This window comes from Actinomadura sp. CNU-125, from assembly GCF_001942465.1.
Lineage (GTDB): Bacteria > Actinomycetota > Actinomycetes > Streptosporangiales > Streptosporangiaceae > Spirillospora.
Genome location: NZ_MKJY01000602.1, coordinates 1 through 17,956, shown reverse-complemented (window position 1 = coordinate 17,956; position 17,956 = coordinate 1). Strand labels below are relative to the sequence as shown.

Sequence of the window (17,956 nt, the reverse complement as noted above, 5' to 3'; positions counted from 1 at the left end):
GACCGATGAACGCGCGCGGCACGGACGCGGCCCTCGAAATCGTCGAGGCGCTGCTGGCGATCGTGCAGGCCGGACCGCAGGACCTCACGTGGCAGCACCGCTACGCGAGCGAGGACGAACTCGTGTGCGACCTGCGCGATCACGCCGCCCGGCTCCGCCGCGGCGACGCGAGCCGGTTGCCCGACCTGCGCCACCTGCTCCTTCCGACGGCCCCACTGTGCGAGATCGCGATCAGCAGCGGGTGGTCGGAGACCTATCTGACGCTGGCGAACCGACTCGACGAGGCGGCGAGCTGAACCCCCGCCCGCGCCGTCGCCGTCCCTCGGCGTCGGCGAGCCGGGAGCCGACGGGGCTTCACCCGGGCGACGCCGTGGGCGCAGAACCGCCGGGACGGCTCTTCCAGGCCCGGTCGCCGGGGAAACGCTCCGGGAAGGCGTGCACGTATCCGTTGACGAGCGTCGGCAGCGACGCGTCCACGCCCGCCGCGTTGAGGACGCCCGGGTCGCCCGGGTCGGTGACGGTGTCGGCCGCCAAGGAGGCCATGACGACGCGGGCGGAACCGTTCACCATGTGCCGGTAGGACGCCAGGGCCATCGAGAGGTGCCGCTGGCCCGCCCAGGTTCCGTGGCCGGTGAGGATGAGGAAACCGTCCGCGTCGAGGTCCTTCTCGCGTGCCCACGCGAAGGCGTGCGCCAGGTCCAGCCGCTCGAAGTAGAAGGACCGGCGCACGGCCTCCCGCGGATTCGCGGGCGGGTCGACCTCGCAGGTCGCGAACCCGCTGCCCGCCTCGACGACGCGGACGCCGTGGCCCTCGATCCGCCTGAAGATCCCCGCCAGCACGTTGGCGACCGCGTAGGGCGTCCCGATCCGGGAGCCTTCCCAGTGGACGTCGCCGAAGTCCCGGCTCGACCCGTCGACGACGATGAGCAGGCGCCGTCCGGGCACCGGCTCGACGCGGCCGAACGACGACTCGTACGCCTCGTCGAGCGCGTCGACGAGCGCGGGCACCGGCGTCCAGTCGTGCACCGGGTCGCGCCAATACTTCTGCGCGCGCCCCGACTGGTAGGCGCGCAGGACCAGGTACAGCTCGCACGGGTGGAGCCGCGTGTCGGCGAGGCGCGCGACGGCGCGGCGGGTGGCGTCGCCCTTCGCGGTGAGCACCCCGTGCCGCGTCAGGTGGGCCAGGTTTCGGACGAGCGTGTCCGGGGCCATCGAGTCGACCAGGTCGTCCGGCGGCGCGGCCGGTTCGCGCGCCTGCTCGGTGTTCCGGTGGTTTTCGTCGTGCAGGAGGCGGGGGCCGAAGTCCGCCCACGCTTCGGTGACGGCGGTGGGCGCGCCGAGGGACTCGACGAAGCCGATGAAGTCGTCGAGGCGGTCGATGGTGCGGGCGAGCCGCGGCAGCGCGTCCCGTACGGCCTGCCGCGCCCCCCGGTCCCCGTGGACGTACGCGGCCGCGAGCACGAAGAGCGCCGGACGGATCGCGGGCCGCGCCGCCCCGGACTCCACCGCGAACATCACGGCCCGTACCCCGTCGGTGCGAACGGCATCGATCACCTCGCGGGGGTCGTCCGTGGTGAGGCGGTCCCGCCCGGGGACGTAGGCGCCGCCGGTCGTGCCGAGGAGAAGGAAGTCCTGGAGGCGGATCCAGGGGTCGTCCGCGAGCCCGTACCGGCCGGTGTCGTCGCGCACCCGATCGTCCTCCCGTCCGGGGAGCGGGGTGATGAGGACGCTAACCCGGCGAGTCGGAGGCTGCATCCGGTTTTCGTCAGTGGGCGGCGCCGAGTTCGATGAACAGGACTCCCGAGGCGATCAGGGCGATGCCCAGGCCCATGATCTTCGTCAGCGGTTCGCCGAACAGCACGCGCGACGCGAGGGCGGTCAGCGCGACGCCGCAGGCGGCCCAGATGCCGTAGGCGACGCCGATGCCGAGGCCGTCGTACAGCGCGAGCGTCAGGAAGGCGAAGGCCGCCAGGTACCCGGCGGCCACGGCGGCGAGCCACCCGCGGTGCCCGCCGGGCTGGGACGCCATGCGGAGGGAGAGGGTGCCCGTGACCTCGGTGAGGATCGCCCCGGTCAGGTACAGCCAGGTCATGCGGACGCCTCCGGTTCCTCGCGGGGGGCGTGCTGCGATCCGAGCTCCACGCACAGGACCCCGGCGATGACGAGCGCAATGCCGACGCCCATGGCGGCGGTGAGCGGGTCGTCGAACAGGACGGCGGCCAGCACCGCGGTCAGCACGACACCGGCGGCGGCCCAGACCCCGTAGGCCACGCCGACGCCGAGCCCGGTGCGCAGCGCGTAGCCGAGGGCGGTGAACGCGCCGAGGTAGCCGACGACCACGAGCACGTACCAGGCGGGCCGGTCCACCGCCGCGCGCAGCGAGAGCGTGCCGGTCACCTCCAGCAGGATCGCCGCCAGCAGGAACGTCCACTTCTTCATCGAATGCCTCCGTCCCCCTGCGGAGCAGGACGGACACGGGCGATCCGCCGCAGGCCGGACCGCCGTGCACCACGCGAGAGCAGAAACTCAACCTTCCAGGTAGTCGTCGAGGTGCGCGCCCGCCGCGAGCATCGCCCGGCCGCGGTGCCGGAGGCGGACGCGCCATTCGGCGAGGATCTCCTCGAGGTCGGTCGTGGTCCCCGCGGACCGCAGCTGATCGATGAAGACCTTGATCCGGCTCAGCGGGTAGCCGCCGCGCCGGAGCTGGTGGACGACGTGGGCGTCGCGCACGTCGTCCGGCGCGTAGCGGCGCTGGCCGGTGGGGTCGCGGCGCGGGCGCAGCAGGCCGGTGTCCTCCCACTTGCGCAGCGACGCCGGGTGCATGCCGAGCCGGTGGGCGAGCGCGCCGATGGACAGTTCCCCGCGCCCGTCGCCGGACGGGACGGCGGGTGCGGCCGTCAGGTCGCCGAGCGCGGCGGCGACCTGGTCGAGGACGTCCCGTTCGTGCAGCAGCTCGGCGTGCGCCTCGTCGATCAGCCGGAAGAGCGTCCCGTCGTCGCCCCGGTTCGCGGCCCGCAGGATCTCCGTGGCGGTCCGGTGCCCGTATCCGGCGCGGAGGGCGAGGAACGCGCGCAGGGCCCGGGCGTGCACCGCGGTGTACTGCCGGTAGCCGCTGGCGCTGCGCCCGGCCGGGGGCAGGATGCCGTCGTCCTCGTAGTTGCGGACGGCCTGTGCCGAGAGGCCGTGCTCGCGGGCCAGGTCGATCGGCCGCAAAGCTTTCGGGGTCATGTCGTCGTTCGAAGGTCCGGCGGATGGTGACCAGGTGATTCTGTCACCCGCGGACGAAGCCGTTGACGATCATCGGCAGGGACGCGTCGAACCCGGCCGTGTTGAGGACGCCGCCGTCGCGGGGGTCGGCGATGGTGTGGCCGTTCGCCGCCATGGACGCGACGACGACGCGGGCGGCGCCGTTGACGGTCCGGCGGTACTCGTCCAGCGCCTGGGTCGGGTGGCGGCGACCGGCCCAGGTCTCGTTGTCGGTGAGGATCACGAAGCCGTCCACGTCGAGCCGTTCGCGCGTCGCGTGCTCGAACGGCAGCGCGAGGTTCGTGCCGCCGCCGGACGGCCGCCAGCCCTCGATCTCCCGCAGGTTCGTGCGCGGCGTGACCTTCGAGGCGTGCACTTGCGTGTCGACGTCGATGACGTGCGCGTCCGCGCCCTCGATCCGGTTGAGGATCACCGCCATCGCGTTCGCGATCCCGTAGCAGTCGCCGAGCTTCGAGCCGCCCAGCGTGACGCCGCGTCCCCACGTCATGGAGCCGGACGAGTCGACGGCGATCAGCAGCCGCCGTCCGGACGGCTCGACGTGCCCGAACGACAGCTCGTAGGCGGCTTCGAGGGCGTCGACGATCGCGGGCACGGGCGTCCAGGTCTGGACGTCGGCCCGGACGTGCGGCTGCGACCTGCCGGAGCGGTGGACGCGCAGGGCGAGGAACAGGTCCATCGGGTGGATCCGCGCCTCGGCGAGCGCGGCGGCGTCGGTGAGGCGCGCGGCGGCGCGGCGGGTGGCGTCGGCCATCGGGGCGAGGGTGCCGATGCGGGCCATCCGGGACAGGTTGCGGATGAGCGCGGTCGTCCCGATCGTGTCGACGAGGGCGTCCCACACGGCGGGCTCGGTGAGGACGGCGTCGGGCAGGAACTCCCACGGGACGCCGCGGTCGCGGACGACGGCGATCGCGTCGGCGGCGGTGGTGACGGACCGGGCGGTCAGGTACGCGTCGATCGCGGGGACGCGGTCGCGCGCCTCGGCGTCGGTGACGTTCCCGGCGATCCAGCCGAACAGGGCGCGGCGGGACGGATCGTCGGTCTTCGGGTGCGCGATGCGCAGCGCGTCGCGGAGTTCGAACGTCTCGCCCTGCGGCGTCCGGCGCTGCCGCGCCTTGCACGCGCGCCACGCGACCCGGTCGACGTCCCCGGTGAGGAACCAGGACGCGAGGGCCGACCGCGCGGCGCGTCCGGTGACGGGGGCGGTGCCGCGGTCGCGGGACGCCTTCCCGCCGAGGTTCTTCAGGTACCCGAAGTAGGACGCGAGGTGGTCGGTGGTGCGGGCGACGCGGGGCAGCGCGGCCTTCACGGCCTGCCGGGTCTCCGGGTCGCCCCCGGCGAACGCGGCGGCGAGCGCGAACAGCGCGGGCCGGTTCTTCGGGGCGCGCGGCGGGCGGGCCGTGGAGATCTCCGTCGCGAGCGTCACGACCCGGACGCCGTCGGCGCGGACGGCGTCGAACACCGACTTCGCGTTGTCGGCGGTGAGGCGGTCCTCGCCGACGTAGTAGGTGCCGCCGTCGGTGCCGAGGACGAGGAAGTCCTCCAGGCGGGTCCACAGGTCCTTGGCGAAGCCGTGGCCGCCCGCGTTGTTGCGGACCTGCTCGTCCTCCCGGCCCGGGATCGGACGGTCCTGCGGCGTCCGGACGGCCGAGACGGAAGCGAGCGGGTCATGCGTCATCACGGGCCTCGGGTTCGTCGCCTTCTCTGCGCGTTCGCCGCGCCTTGCGAGTGAGAACCGTGCGGGAGGGCGGATGTGGTGATGCCGCCGGAAGAGACAGCTGCTCTGCCGATTGAGCTACACCGGGTTTCCCCGGCCACGGGACTCGAACCCGTAACCCGCTGTACCGGATAACCGACGAACTTCGACCCGCCCTCCCGAGCACGGTTCCCAAGACCATAGGCGACGCGGAGAATCGGGGCATCCCGATTATCGGTCCGGCGTGAAAGCATCGGGCCATGGAAAAAGAGTCGCCCCGGGTGTCGCCCCAGGTCACGCACGTTTCGTGGGGGCGGATGGAGGTGGAGGGCCTCCCTGCGGGGAAGGATTTCAAGCTCTACCCCGGCGGCGGCCGCGAATGGGACTGGAACGAGCACGGAACCCGGCACGATCCGGGAATCCGGCCCGGTGACGTGCGGGAACTCCTCGACGCCGGATGCGACGTCGTCGTGCTCAGCCGGGGAATGGAACTGCGGTTGAAGACGATGCCGGAGACGCTCCGGGTCCTGGCGGACGCGGGCGTCGAGGTGCACGTCGAGGAGACGACCGAGGCGGTGCGGCTCTACAACGGGCCGGCCGTGTCGCGCGCCGTCGGCGGCCTGTTCCATTCGACCTGCTGACGCCGGGACGGCGGCCGCCGGACCGGCCGCCGGACGGCGACCGCCGCCGCGCCACCCCAGCGCGACGGCGGACGATCATCAATCCTCGGTGATGGAGTTGAGCCGGTCCATCGACTCGACGTACTCCTCGATCAGGTCGTAGACGACCTGGCTCGCGGGCTTCACCTGGTTCATCGAGCCGACGATCTGGCCGACGGGGAACGTGACCAGTTCACCGTCGCCGGAGCGCGAGATGCGGGGCAGCGCGTCGGCGATCAGCATGAACTGCATGGGCATCGGGAGGGTGCCCGGGGAGTCCTCGCTCTCCCACGCGTCGGTCCACGCGGTCTTGAGGAAGCGGGCGGGCTTGCCCGTCCACGCGCGGGACCGGACGGTGTCGCGCGAGGACGCCTCCAGCAGCTTCGGCATCGCGCGCTCGGGGGTGTCGGCCTCCTCGACGGTCAGCCAGATCGAGCCCGTCCACACGCCGTCGGCGCCGAGGGCGAGGCCCGCGGCCATCTGCCGGCCGCGGCCGATGCCGCCCGCGGCGAGGACGACCGTCTCGTCGCCGACCGCGTCCACGACCTCGGGGATGAGGACCATCGTGGACACGTCGCCGGTGTGGCCGCCCGCCTCGGTGCCCTGCGCGACGATGATGTCGACGCCGACGTCGGTCTGCTTGCGGGCGTGCCGGGCGTTGGAGGCCAGGCCCGCGACCTTGACGCCCTTCTCGTGCGCCTCCGCGACGACGTCCGCGGGCGGCGGGCCGAGCGCGCTGGCGAGCAGCGCGATCGGGTGCCGCAGCGCGACCTCGACCTGGGGTCGGGCGGTCTGGTCGGTCCAGCCGAGCAGCGCGCGGTGCGCGGTCTCGGTGGACGGCTCGACCCCGTGCTCGGCGAGGAGGTCGTCGAGGAACTTGCGGTGCTCGGCGGGGATCATCCCCTGCAGCTTGCCCAGCATCTCCTCGGCGTCGCCGAGTTCCGCGCCCTCGTACTTGGCGGGCATGACGACGTCCACACCGTAGGGCTTGCCGCCGACGTGCTCGTCGATCCATTTGAGCTCGAGTTCGAGCTCCTCGGGGGTGAAGTACAGGGCGCCGAGGACGCCCATGCCGCCGGCGCGGCTCACCGCCGCGACGACGTCGCGGCAGTGACTGAACGCGAAGATCGGGTACTCGATGCCGAATAGTTCGGTAGCTCGTGTCCGCACAGCCCCGACCCTAGGCGCGAATCCACGAAACTGCAACAGGTTCTAGTTAGGGATTTCAGCGTCATGGCGGTGCGGATGGTCGCGCCTAGAACAGGTATCAGGGCGACGGTGCCCGGGCATGGCGTAGCCGCCCGGCGGGCGGCCGGGCGGCGTTCGACGGGGTCAGGCTCGGCGGGCGGGTCTCTTCGTCGGCGCGGGACGCCCGCCGGGGCGCGGCGGCGCCTTCCGCTTCGCCGCCTTCTTCACCGGTTTCTTCCCGGCCTCGTTCCCGGGGTCCTTCGCCGGGTCCTTCTTCCCCGCGTCCTTCTTGCCCGCGTCCTTCTTGCCCGGGCGCGGCGGCGACACGTCGCCGAACTTGCCGTCGGAGCGGCGCGGGGCCTGCGGCGGGGGCGGCGGCGCGTCGTCGCGGCCGAGGCCCATGATCCCGCCGATGAGCAGGCCGAGGAGCCCGAGCAGGACGGCCGCGCCGGGCACGAAGATGCGCACCATGTCGATCTGCAGGGCGGTGCCGTTCGCGAGGTCGACGGCCTTCTTCTGGTCCGCGGCGGTCGTGACGAGGTCCGCCTGCGCGACGATCATCTCGCCCCGGCCGTCCTGGGTCCGGACGGTGCTGCGGATGTTCTTGCGGTGCTTGATCGGGATGCCCGTGCGCGGATCCACCCAGACGGTGTTGTACGCCTCGGAGTAGCGGTCGACCTGGTGGGCCGTGCCGTCCTCCAGGCCGAGCATCGTCCCGGGGAGCTTGGCCTCGACCGCGCCCGTCTTCGTCAGCGGGACGTGCTGGGTGAACCGGTAGGTGCTGATGCCGCCGACCTGCTCGACCGCGCCGAACTTCATCGGCGCGGGCTGCTTGGTCGTCATGTCGTAGAACCGGTAGTCGGTTTTCTTGACGTTGGCGATGGGGAACAGCAGCCCGTACCCGCTCATCCGCACGTTGCCGTCGCCGTCCACGTGGACGCCGCAGCAGTTGACGAGCTCGCTCGTCTCCCTGTTGAAGGCGATCCGGAAACCCTGGATCTGCACGGGGTTCTTCGGGTTCGCCTTGTCGTAGATGTTGGTGGTCGAGTCCCAGACGGCGATGTCGTCATTGCCGTTGTTCGCCCGGACGTCGCCGCGGACGGTGTTCGTCGCGAGGAGCGTGACGTTCGTCTTCGTCTTGAGCTCGGCCTGGTCGAAGTACGTGCTGTTCGGCGACTCCAGGTGCGTGACCTGGTACCGGTTCAGGGGCGCGCGCACGACCTGTTCCGCCACGTAGAACCGGGCAAGGGGCGCGAGGGTGAGGAAAAATGCTCCCAGGCAGATCAGGAGCAGTCCGACCCGTCGCCGCATGAACACCTCCGGGAGTGCCGTCCAGTCGCGGCCGGGGGGCCGTCTCCGGCGTGTGTCGGGTCAGGCTAACAGGACTCCCGCACGTGGTGTACCGGCCGGTAAGCTCCCGCTGTACTTTCTCGTCGTACGGACCGAGGTGGCGATGGTCTCGGTGCGCCTGGAGCCGCGCGCGCACCGCGCGACGCTGGCCCGCTCGGTGCGGTTGTTCAGCGCGTTCCGGCACGAGAGCGGCGATCCGGAGCGGTTCTACGGCCTGCTGGCACGTGACACAGTGACCCAGCTCCGGGCGTACGCCGAACTGGACGGGGCGACGGTCGTCGACGTCGGGACGGGCTCGGGGTTCTTCGCGCGCGCGCTGGAGGGGGCTGGCGCGCGCTGCATCGGAGTCGATCCGGACATCGGTGAGCTGAGCGCGCACGGCCGTCCCGGGCCGAACACCGTCGTGGCCAGCGGGCTCGCGCTGCCGTTCCGGACGGCCGCCGCCGACGTGTGCTTCTCCTCGAACGTCCTGGAGCACGTCCCGGATCCCTGGCGGATGGCCGGGGAGATGGTGCGGGTGACCCGACCGGGCGGGACGGTGTACCTGTCGTTCACGAACTGGCTGTCGCCGTGGGGCGGGCACGAGACGTCCCCGTGGCACTACTTCGGCGGGGACCGGGCCGCGCGATGGTACGAGCGTCGCCACGGCCGTCCGCCGAAGAACCGGTACGGGCGGAGCCTGCACGCCGTGTCGGTGGCGGGCGCCCTCGCGTGGGCGGGCGGGCGCGACGACGTCGACGTCCTGGACGTCCTGCCGCGCTACCACCCGGGATGGGCGCGGCCGGTCGTGCGCGTGCCGGGCCTGCGGGAGATCGCCACGTGGAACCTCGTGCTGGTGCTGCGCAAGCGAGCCGAACCCGCGACGGGGCTGGAGGGCCGCCGATGACGACCGGCTACTCGCGCTCGGACGAGCGGACCGCCGCGCGTGCGGGGGCACCGCAGGTCACCGGGCACCAGGCGCCGCTGGACGGAGTCCGCGCGGTCGCGGCGCTGGCCGTCCTGCTGGTGCACGTGGCGAGTTCGGCGGGCACGACGACGCGGGGCGAGGGCGCCGGCTGGCTGTTCAACGGCGGTCAGGTCGGGGTGGCGATCTTCTTCACGCTGTCGGGGCTGCTGCTGTACCGGCCCTGGGCGACGGCGGCGCTGGACGGGCGGCCCGCGCCGCAAACGGGCGGGTATCTGGTCAAGCGCGCGCTGCGAATCGTCCCCGCGTACTGGGTGCTGATCGTGGTCTACATGGTCACGGCAGGACGCGCTCACATCGGCGACCCGGTCACCTGGGTGTCGCTGCTGACGTTCACGCAGGTCTACGTGCCCGACCCCTGGTGGTCGTCCGATCTCGGGCCCGCGCACCTGGGGCAGCTGTGGAGCCTGTCGGTGGAGGTCGCCTGGTACGTGACGCTGCCCCTTACGGCCGCTGTGCTGAGCTGGGCTGTCAGGCGCGCGCGCACAGGCGACATGGGGACAATCGCCAAGCGGCTACTGCTCGCCATCGGTGTGTACGGGGCACTGTCGTTCCCCTTTACGCTCCTCGCCTACTTTCCTGAGCGGAACACCCAGATGGGGGTGTGGCTCCCCCGGTACTTCGTCTGGTTCGCACTCGGCATGGCGCTGGCCGTGGTGACGGTGTGGGCGCGGCTGGACGAGCGCCGCCCCGTCGCCGCGCTGTGCAACGCCGTCGCGGACTCGTGGGCGGCGTGCTGGGTCGCGGCCGCGATGCTGTTCGTGGTCGCGGCCACCCCGGCGACCGGCCCGCTCAGCCTCGCCGAGTCCGGCGGGCCGTGGACGTCGGTGCTGCACATGGTGCTGTTCGGGGCGTGCGCGCTGGCGTTCGTCGCGCCGGTGGCGCTGGCGCCGCCGGAGCATCGGGCGATGGGCGCGGCGCTGGGCAACCCGGTGATGCGGTTCCTCGGCCGCGTCTCCTACGGGCTGTTCCTCTGGCAGATGATCATCATCGTCGCCTACTACGAGATCCTCGACCGGACCTTCCGCGGGAGCGTCCCGACCGATCTTCCGGTGCTGGCCGCGGCGTCCATTGCAGCGGCGGCGTTGAGCTACTACCTGGTGGAACGTCCGATGCAGGCGGTCGCGCGGCGGTTCCGGGGTTAGTCGCGCCCGGTGCGTCCCAGCTGACCGAGATCGGGCCCGGGCCGCCGGAGCCGGGCGCGGACGGGCGGGGCCGCCACAGCTCGATCGCGAGCCGGCCGACGATCACCAGCCCGAGGACCTGCGGCGCGACGTCGCCGAGCGCGCCGGACGGGTTCGCGGGGTTGCCCAGCAGGTCCCAGCGGACGCCGACGGCGAGGCAGGCCGTCCCGGCGACCATCGCCGCGGCGACCGGCCACGGCGAGGCGATCGCGAGCAGCGCGGCGGAGCGGCGGTCGCGCGCCCACCCGCACTCGACGGCGACGCCGAGGGCGACGGCGCGCGCCCGGCACGCCGCCGACCCACGCCCCGAGCACGGCGGCGAACGGGAGCGCCGCCCAGATCGGCCAGCCGCGCCGGCCGCGAGGACGGGACCGGGGGCGGGCGCGGGGTCCGGCGCGGCGCCGGGGACGGGCGGACGGTGACGGCCAGCAGCAGCACGAGCAGGCCGAGCCCGCCCGCGACGGAGACGAGCTGCGCCCGGTCGGGCGTGTAGGTCAGCTCGACGGCGCCGCGGCGTCCCGGCCGGGACGATCCACCCCTGCTTCCACCCGTCGAGCCGGACGGGCCGCAGTTCGGCACCGTCCACGGTGGCCCGCCAGCCCTCGTTGAAGTTCTCGTGCACGGTGAGGAACGACGTCGCGGCGGCGTCCACCCGGACTTCGCGGGAGCCGGACTCCCAGCTCACGACCTCGACGGGCGACGGCTTCGCCCCGGCCTTCGCCTGCTTCGCCTTCGCCTGCTTCGCCTTCGCCGCCCCGGCTTCGCCGCCGCCCGCGATCACCGTCTCGATCCGGTAGGTGTCGAGCGGGACGGCCGTCAGCCGGTTCTCGCCCGCCTCCAGCGGCACCGGGTCGCAGGCCGCGAACCGGACGGGACGGCCCGCGAGCAGATCGCCGAACGTGCCCGCGGCCTTCGTCCGGACGGTCTTCCCGCCGATCCGCAGCTTGGGGCCGAAGCCGCACGGGAGTTCGAGGTCGGCGCCGCGCACGTCCGGCAGCGGCTCGACGCCGGGGACGACCAGGTCGGTGAGCTGGATCGACTGCATCCGCCGCTGGTCCAGGAAGGTGACCTTGATCCGGTCGGTGGTCATCGGGGCGAACCTGAGCAGGCCCGCGCCGTCCGAGAGGCCCTCGCGGGTCTCGCCGTCGTCGCCCTCGATCCGCACCCGGGCGGGCCCGGACGCGCCCGGCGGGCGGCGCAGCTCGACCGACGCGACCTTACGCGCCTTGCCCCACGCGACGGCGAACGCGGGCGCGCGATCGTCCGGCTTCGCGATCCAGGCGGTGGCCGGGTCGCCGTCGAACCCGGACCGGGGGCCGTTGGCGGGGTGGGCGGTGAGGGTGGAGGTGGCCTTGACAACGGGCTGCCCCTTCGCCTCGGTGTACCGGTCGATCAGCTCCTGGTCGGTCAGGACGGCCGTGCCGGTGAGCCGCACGTCGCGGGCGGTCGCGGAGGTGAACGTCCGGTCGAAGCCGTCGCCCTCCTCGCCGCGCACGCCGAGGTCGTCCGAGCAGACCCAGCGCGCGCTTCCCCGCATGCACGACGCTTTGCCGCCGGGCACGCGGCTCATCACGTACGTCGCGGGTCCGTCCGTCTTGCCCGGGGAGGGCATGGTGTAGGTGCGGGTGGGTTTCACGCCGCCGACGGTCAGCTCGCTGATGCCCGCGCGCGCGAACCCGGGTTCGGCGGGCTCGGCGACCAGCGCGGTGATGCGGATCCGCACCCAGCGGGTCTCCCCCTCGGGCGCCCGCAGCGGCTGCGCGTCGGCGGTGCGCTGGACGTCCTGTTCGACGGTTCCGCGTTCGGTCTCGACGGCGACCCGCGTGACCGCCGGGCCGAGCGCGTCGCTCGTCAGGAACGCGGCGGTCAGGTCGCCGACGTCGCGCGGCCGGTCGAAGTCGACGCGGAGCCACTGCCCGAGCGGGCCGTCGAACCCGCCGGTGCGCCACGCCGAGAACGGGTCGCCGTCGAGCGCCGCGAACGGGGCGGCGCCCGGCAGGTGCCCTTCGGGCGCCGTGTCCTCGCCGGACGCTGCGGACGACGCCGTCACGTCCCGGACGCCGCCGCCGTAGGCGACGTGCGTGGCGTAGCGCTCCCACCCGTCGTCGAGGACGTCGGCGGCCTCGCCGCGGTGCGCGGCGCCGAGCGTGTGCGACGTCAGGTGCAGCTCGCCGAAGTTGCGCCGGACGAGCCGCGGCGAGTCGGTGACCACCGGGGTCCCGCCGAGGTCGGCCGCGTCGTCGTTCAGCAGCACGGGCCCGTCCGGGAGCGCGCCGCCGTCCGCCATGGTCAGCAGCGACTCCGGCCCCCCGTACACGCGGACGGGGTCGGCGGCCTCGGTGAGCGTCGCGACGGGCTCGGCCCCCTCGACCTCGTACACCTCCAGCGCGGGGTACGGCTGGTCGACGGCCGAGACCGCGTCGTCCACCGGGGCGTGCCCGACCGGCGGGCCGAACGTCGCGACGCGGCGCAGCCCCGGCGAGCCGTCGAGCGTCTCGTGGACGCGGGCGGGCCGCCCGCCGTCCAGACTCTCCCGGCGCAGATCATTACGGACCAGGACGTACCGGACGCCCATCCGGCCGAGGAACGCGCTCAGCCCCGGGGACGGCTGCCCGCTCCTGGCCTGCAGCTCGATCGCGTCGAGCGCGCGCGTGTAACCGGGCGATCCGGCCGGGACGAGCTGCCGCACGCCCCAGCGCGTGTCCAGCAGCGGCTGCACGATGTCGTCCATCGGGCGGCCCCACAGGTACTCGCCGAACGCCGCACCGGGGACGGCGAGCACGCCCTGCCGTCCGGCGCGGTCGTTCAGCCAGGACGCCGCGTCCTTCCAGTAGCCGGGGACCTCCTTGAAGTCGCCGGAGCCGCTGAGCCCGCGGGCGGCGCCGGTGAGGCCGATGCCGCCGAGCGCGACCGCCGCGACCACGGGCAGGACGGCCGCGGCGCGGAACCGCGCGCGCAGCCCGGTCCGCTCGGGGTAGACGAGCGCGGGGTCCTCGTCCGGACGCCGCAGCTTCAGCCACCGCGCCGCCGCGACGAGCACGTGCGCGAGGCCGAGCGCCAGCGGCAGCCGGATCACCGCGTCGAACTTGTGCAGGTTCCGGAAGGGGGCGAGGGCGCCGTCGAGCAGCGCGCGGGCGTCCCCGGCGAACAGGCCCGGCAGGTCGCTCATATGCCCGGTCGTCAGGATCGCGAGCCCGGCGAGCAGCGTCAGCAGCAGGAACGTCCGCTCCGGCAGCAGCCTGCCGACGAGCCCGGCGAGCCCGAGCGCCGCGACGACGCCCGTGCACAGCATCGCGAGCGGCGTCAGCGACAGCCCGTACCCGACCGGCGACCAGATCTGCCCGTCCGCCACCAGGTAGTTCACCCAGCGTTCCGCGCCGCGCAGCGCGTTGACGAGCCCGGTCGGGCCGGTCGTCGTGGACGCCTTCTCGGTGTAGGTCAGCCACGAGAACCCGTACGTGCCGGTCAGCGTCAGCGGGATCAGCCACCAGGCGATCGCCGCCGCCACGGCCGCCGACCACCAGGCCGCCAGCCGCACCCGGAACGTGCCGCGCGGACGGGTCAGCAGGTAGATCGCCGGGACGACCAGGACCGCGAGCGTCGCGGTGGCGTTGATGCCGCCGCAGCACGCGACGGCCAGGCCCGACCGGGCCGCCGCGCGCAGCCGTCCGGTGTCCCCGGTGATGGCGCCGACCAGCGGCAGCACGATCCACGGCAGCATCGCGACCGGCATGTACTCCGACGAGATCAGCCCGAGCGTCGACAGCGCGTTCGGCGCGAGGGCGTACGCCATCGCGGCGAACGCGCGGGACCGGGGGCCGCCGACGCCGAGCCGCCCGGCGAGCCGGAGCGTGCCGGTGAACGCCAGGCACATCAGCAGCGCCAGCCAGCACCGCTGGGTGATCCACGCGGGCACCCCGGCGAGGTCGCCGAGCGCGTAGAACGGGCCCATGGGGAAGAGGTAGCCGACGGCCTGGTTCTGCAACTGGCCGAACTGCTCGGGGCTCCACAGGTGCAGCGCGCCGCCGAGGAACCCCCGCGGATTCACCGCCATGTCGATCTTGGTGTCGGCGAGGATCGAGCCCGGCCGCGTACTGAACGCGAGCGCGATCAGCGCGCAGCAGCACGCGATCGCCCGCAGCCGGTCGCGCAGCCGCGCCGCCGCGCGTCCGGGTCCATCGGCCGGTCCTTCGGCCGGTCCGGCGGCCGGACGTCCGCGCGAGGCGGGTCAGCCTCTCCGACGGCCATGGTCCCGCCGATCCCCTTCCGTCGCGCGCTCGTGGGTCGTGCGCCCGTGCCGGTTCGCACCGTGATTCGTCGCGTCACCGTACCGGGGGACGGCCGCGGCGACGAGCGCGGCCACCCGCGCGGTCGTCCGGTCCCAGTCGAACCCGGCGGCGCGCTCCCGGCAGGCGGCGGCGACGGCGGCGCGGCGGTCCGGGTCGTCCAGTTCCTTCAGGGCACGTTCCACCACGTCGAGGAAGTCGCCGCCGGGCGGGACGAGCCAGCCCGTGACGTCGTCGCGGACGGCGTCGCGCAGCCCGTCGACGTCGCCCGCGACGGTCGGGACGCCGAGCGCGGCGGCCTCGATCACGCTGAGCCCCCAGCCCTCGCCCCGCGACGTCGACAGGTGCAGGTCGGCGCGGGCGACGAGGGCCGCCTTGACCTCCTCGGAGACGTAGCCGTGCGGGACGACGACGCCGGTGAGGCCGCGCGCGGCGATCCCGCCGGCGAGCGCGGACGCCTCCGGGCCGTCCCCGACGACGTGCAGGCGCAGGCCCGGACGGCGCGCGGCGAGGCGTTCGGCGAGGTCGAGGAGCAGGTCGAGCCGCTTGTGGGGGACGAGCCGGGTCACGCACACGAGGTCGGGATCGCCCCGCGTTCCCGGGGCGTCCTCCACGTTCGCGTCCGTGACCACGGAACCGTTGTGGACGACATGGGCCGGGCCCGTCCAGCCGAGTCGTTCACGGACGGCACGCAAAGTGGACGGAGACACGACCACGAAAGCGTGCCGCCGGTACGTCCAGCGGCTCACCGGCCCCTCCAGCACACGGCCGACCCAGGCCATCCACGGCGGGAAGTACATGCCGAACTGGTCATCGTGCACATGGTGAACGACGCAGAACACCGGTACACGGCGGGGCAAAGCCCACGGTGAGAAGAACGGGATGCCGTTCTGGCAGTCGATGACCGTGTCGAACGACCGCCTGTGCAGGAGCAGCCACAGCAGGACGAGCGGGTAGACGGTGAACCGTCCGCCGAGCCGCACGAACGTGACGTCCTCTACCCGTTCCCTGCGCCGCTGCCCGCGCGCGCGGGCGGTGATGTAGGTGACGCGGGCTCCGCGCAGGGCCATTCCCCGCGCGACCTCCCACGCGTAGCGTTCGGCGCCGCCCGCGGCCGGATGCCAGGGGTCACGCCAGTTGACGACCGCGAGGCGAGTGCTCATCCCCGCCCGTAGCCCGAGGCCGCGCGAGGCGTCTCGCGCACCGCGACCGCGCCCGGCGCCTCACCGGACGGCGCGGACGCCTGCGCCGGGACGCGCACGCTCTGCAAAGGCCCGCCGCTGCCCGCGCGCGCACGGATCAGTGCGAGGTCGATCAGGCAGCGCAGCGAATGCCGCCGCACCGAGAACGTCGACCCCGGACGGTCGCGCCAGACGACGGGGATCGCGGTGACCTCCGCGCCGCGCCGCACGCAGTGCGCGAGCAGTTCGACATCGAAGGAGAAGCCCGCGGTGCGCAGGTCGGCGGCGGCGGCGCGCGCCAGCGGCCCGGCGAAGAACTTGAACCCGCACTGGGTGTCGGCGATGCCGCCCGCCAGGTCCCGGACGATCCGGTTGAACGTGACCGCCCCGAGCCTGCGGACCGGCAGCGCGTACGCCTGGACGACCGACCGGTCGTGCCGGCGCGACCCGACCACCACCTGGCGTCCGTCCCCCAGCAGTTCGAGGACGTCGTCGAGCGCCGCGAGGTCCGTCGCCATGTCGGCGTCCATGAACCCGACCCAGGGGGCGCGCGTGGCGAGCAGCCCGGCGCGGACGGCCGCGCCCTTGCCGCGCCGGTCGCACCGCACCACCCGCACGCGGACCGGGCCGCGCCAGGAGCGGGCGATCTCGGCCGTCCCGTCGGTGCTGGCGTTGTCGACGACGATCACCTCGGCGCGCACCGGCAGTCCGGCGAGCTTGTCGCTGAGCAGGCCGAGGCCCGCCGGGAGCCGACCGGCCTCGTTGTGGGCCGGGACGACGATCTCCAGCAGGACGGGGCCCGCGCACCAGGTCCCCATGGCGGCGGGAGGATCAGCGCTCGCCGTAGTTGTACAGCGGCTCGATGACCGGGTCCTCCTGCGAGGAACTGGCGAGCTGCACGGCGCCGAGCGAGGTGCCGGTGGCCAGCAGCGCTCCGACCACGATGGCGATGACGATGCGCATCAGGGGGCCCTTCGTCGTTATGGCGGGGTTCGTGATTCTGGGCGGGTTCGTCGGTCACGGCGGGGTGAACGCGCTTTGATACTCCCGAGTAACGGGATGCTCAGGCTAGTACCTGGACACACAATTGACCAGAAAACACCTGCGCTCGCGATAGCCCACCCCACCACCACGGGTGCTGCGGGAACCCGCTCGTCCACTCCCGCCACGGGCCCGCCCACCCGGTATACCGCCAGGTGGGGCCCTTGCAGCACCCGTTCCGCTCCGATCGGCCGGAACCGGTCGATCTCCGAATCCACCACCACGTACCGGACGCCCGAGTCACGCAGCGTCGCCGCCTCCGGTTCCCCGGACGCGGCGGCCGCCGCGAGCCGCACGGCGCGCGGGTCCTCCGGCGCGACGCTCGTCCGGCCGACCGTGACGGCGTCGTTGACGATCACCCGCCGGTCCAGGTAGCGGGGCAGCGGGTCCAGGACGCGCCGCCCGTGGTTCCACTCGTAGCTCCGGTACTGCGCCCACGGCAGGAGCAGGACGTCACCCTCCGCAGGGTCGCTCTCGATGATCTGCCGCGCGCGCGCCCAATCGTCCGGATACTGGACGGCCCGCAGTTCTCCTGCCGCACCCCAAGCGAGCGTCGGCAGCAGCAGCACGGGAACGACCGCGAGCCCCACGGGCACCAGCGGCAACCGCGCCTCGGCGGCCCGGTCGGCGGCGACTCCGGCCCCGACCGCGATCACCACCGCGAGCGGCGCGACGAACTGCTGGCCGTCCCGCAGCACCGCGAACCCCGGCCACGCGCCGATCAGCCCCGCGAGGACCGGCTCGGCGACCGCCCCCAGCGCCGCGACCGCGAACCCCGCCGCGCCCGCCGCCGCGAAGCCCCGCCGCCACGTCTCGTCCCGCGTCCACACCCCGTACGCGACCAGCCGCGCCGACCTCCGCGACCAGCCACAGCACCGCCGTCAGGGGCGCCCCGTACCCGTCCGGCACCGTCTCGCCGTTCCACACCACGCCCAGCAGCAGCAGGCTGCCGAGCGCCCCGAACGGGGTGTCCGCACGGGCCGCGAACTGCCCGACGGCCGCGTCGTCCCCCGGCACCCCGCCCGGCCGCAGCAGGCCCGGCACCAGCCACGGCAGGCTCAGCAGCGCCGCCGCCGCGACCACCCGCCCCGCCGCCCGCCGCCCCGCGAATCCGCGACGACCAGCGCCGCGAAGCCCGGGACA

Annotated in this window: 15 protein-coding genes and 1 pseudogene; 4 read left to right on the top strand and 12 right to left on the bottom strand. The window is 73.7% G+C overall.

Translation table 11 applies throughout. The features are described 5' to 3' along the window. Positions 1-5 precede the first annotated feature (5 nt). Positions 6-296 (top strand): hypothetical protein, encoded by a 291-nt coding sequence (locus tag BJF79_RS49795; RefSeq protein WP_075907536.1) that lies wholly within the window; start codon positions 6-8, stop codon positions 294-296. A 58-nt stretch (positions 297-354) separates the two neighbouring features. On the opposite strand, the gene BJF79_RS49790 is transcribed toward BJF79_RS49795, so the two are convergent. The 5 genes from BJF79_RS49790 to BJF79_RS49770 all read right to left on the bottom strand — a co-directional run bounded on the left by BJF79_RS49790 (position 355) and on the right by BJF79_RS49770 (position 4,942). Continuing rightward, a complete protein-coding gene (locus BJF79_RS49790; RefSeq protein WP_158079545.1) occupies positions 355-1,755 on the bottom strand; it encodes a hypothetical protein in 1,401 nt (466 codons plus the stop codon). 10 nt (positions 1,756-1,765) lie between these two features. Next, on the bottom strand, positions 1,766-2,092 hold the full coding sequence (locus BJF79_RS49785; RefSeq protein WP_075907534.1) for a DMT family transporter: 327 nt from the start codon (positions 2,090-2,092) through the stop codon (positions 1,766-1,768). Further along, complete coding sequence (locus BJF79_RS49780; RefSeq protein WP_075907533.1) at positions 2,089-2,439, bottom strand: DMT family transporter; 351 nt, start codon at positions 2,437-2,439, stop codon at positions 2,089-2,091. The genes BJF79_RS49785 and BJF79_RS49780 overlap by 4 nt, the downstream gene beginning before the upstream one ends. An 87-nt stretch (positions 2,440-2,526) precedes the next feature. After that, a complete protein-coding gene (locus BJF79_RS49775) occupies positions 2,527-3,228 on the bottom strand; it encodes a MerR family transcriptional regulator (protein ID WP_075907532.1) in 702 nt (233 codons plus the stop codon). A gap of 43 nt (positions 3,229-3,271) precedes the next feature. Then, complete coding sequence (locus BJF79_RS49770; RefSeq protein WP_075907531.1) at positions 3,272-4,942, bottom strand: TROVE domain-containing protein; 1,671 nt, start codon at positions 4,940-4,942, stop codon at positions 3,272-3,274. Positions 4,943-5,220: 278 nt separating this feature from the next. Between BJF79_RS49770 and BJF79_RS49765 the strand changes: the two genes are divergently transcribed. Further along, on the top strand, positions 5,221-5,601 hold the full coding sequence (locus BJF79_RS49765; protein WP_075907530.1) for an Mth938-like domain-containing protein: 381 nt from the start codon (positions 5,221-5,223) through the stop codon (positions 5,599-5,601). A gap of 78 nt (positions 5,602-5,679) precedes the next feature. On the opposite strand, the gene BJF79_RS49760 is transcribed toward BJF79_RS49765, so the two are convergent. Together BJF79_RS49760 and BJF79_RS49755 are read right to left on the bottom strand one after the other, a co-directional pair. Next, positions 5,680-6,789, bottom strand: coding sequence for an NAD(P)H-dependent flavin oxidoreductase (locus tag BJF79_RS49760; protein WP_075907529.1), 1,110 nt, complete (start codon positions 6,787-6,789; stop codon positions 5,680-5,682). 162 nt (positions 6,790-6,951) lie between these two features. Next, positions 6,952-8,118: a DUF3068 domain-containing protein gene (locus tag BJF79_RS49755; protein WP_158079544.1), complete on the bottom strand. Its 1,167-nt coding sequence runs from the start codon at positions 8,116-8,118 to the stop codon at positions 6,952-6,954. 142 nt (positions 8,119-8,260) lie between these two features. Here BJF79_RS49755 and BJF79_RS49750 point away from each other — a divergent pair, with 142 nt between their 5' ends. Together BJF79_RS49750 and BJF79_RS49745 are read left to right on the top strand one after the other, a co-directional pair. Beyond that, a complete protein-coding gene (locus BJF79_RS49750; RefSeq protein WP_075907527.1) occupies positions 8,261-9,043 on the top strand; it encodes a class I SAM-dependent methyltransferase in 783 nt (260 codons plus the stop codon). Next, complete coding sequence (locus BJF79_RS49745) at positions 9,040-10,266, top strand: acyltransferase family protein (protein ID WP_075907526.1); 1,227 nt, start codon at positions 9,040-9,042, stop codon at positions 10,264-10,266. Before BJF79_RS49750 ends, BJF79_RS49745 begins: the two co-directional genes overlap by 4 nt. Positions 10,267-12,445: 2,179 nt before the next feature. On the opposite strand, the pseudogene BJF79_RS56915 reads toward BJF79_RS49745, so the two are convergent. The 5 genes and pseudogenes from BJF79_RS56915 to BJF79_RS49725 form a co-directional block, all read right to left on the bottom strand. Beyond that, positions 12,446-14,416: pseudogene (locus tag BJF79_RS56915) on the bottom strand (alpha-(1->3)-arabinofuranosyltransferase family protein); the annotation flags it as partial. Positions 14,417-14,533: 117 nt separating this feature from the next. Continuing rightward, positions 14,534-15,754 carry a glycosyltransferase family 4 protein gene (locus BJF79_RS49735; protein ID WP_075907524.1) on the bottom strand — a complete coding sequence of 407 codons (1,221 nt, stop codon included), beginning with the start codon at positions 15,752-15,754 and terminating at the stop codon, positions 14,534-14,536. After that, entirely contained in the window at positions 15,751-16,590 is an 840-nt protein-coding gene (locus BJF79_RS49730; RefSeq protein WP_075907523.1) for a glycosyltransferase, read from the bottom strand. Before BJF79_RS49730 ends, BJF79_RS49735 begins: the two co-directional genes overlap by 4 nt. Positions 16,591-16,603: 13 nt before the next feature. Beyond that, complete coding sequence (locus tag BJF79_RS65120; RefSeq protein WP_262403726.1) at positions 16,604-16,735, bottom strand: hypothetical protein; 132 nt, start codon at positions 16,733-16,735, stop codon at positions 16,604-16,606. Positions 16,736-16,752: 17 nt separating this feature from the next. Beyond that, positions 16,753-17,643 (bottom strand): hypothetical protein, encoded by an 891-nt coding sequence (locus BJF79_RS49725; RefSeq protein WP_075907522.1) that lies wholly within the window; start codon positions 17,641-17,643, stop codon positions 16,753-16,755. Positions 17,644-17,956 lie beyond the last annotated feature (313 nt).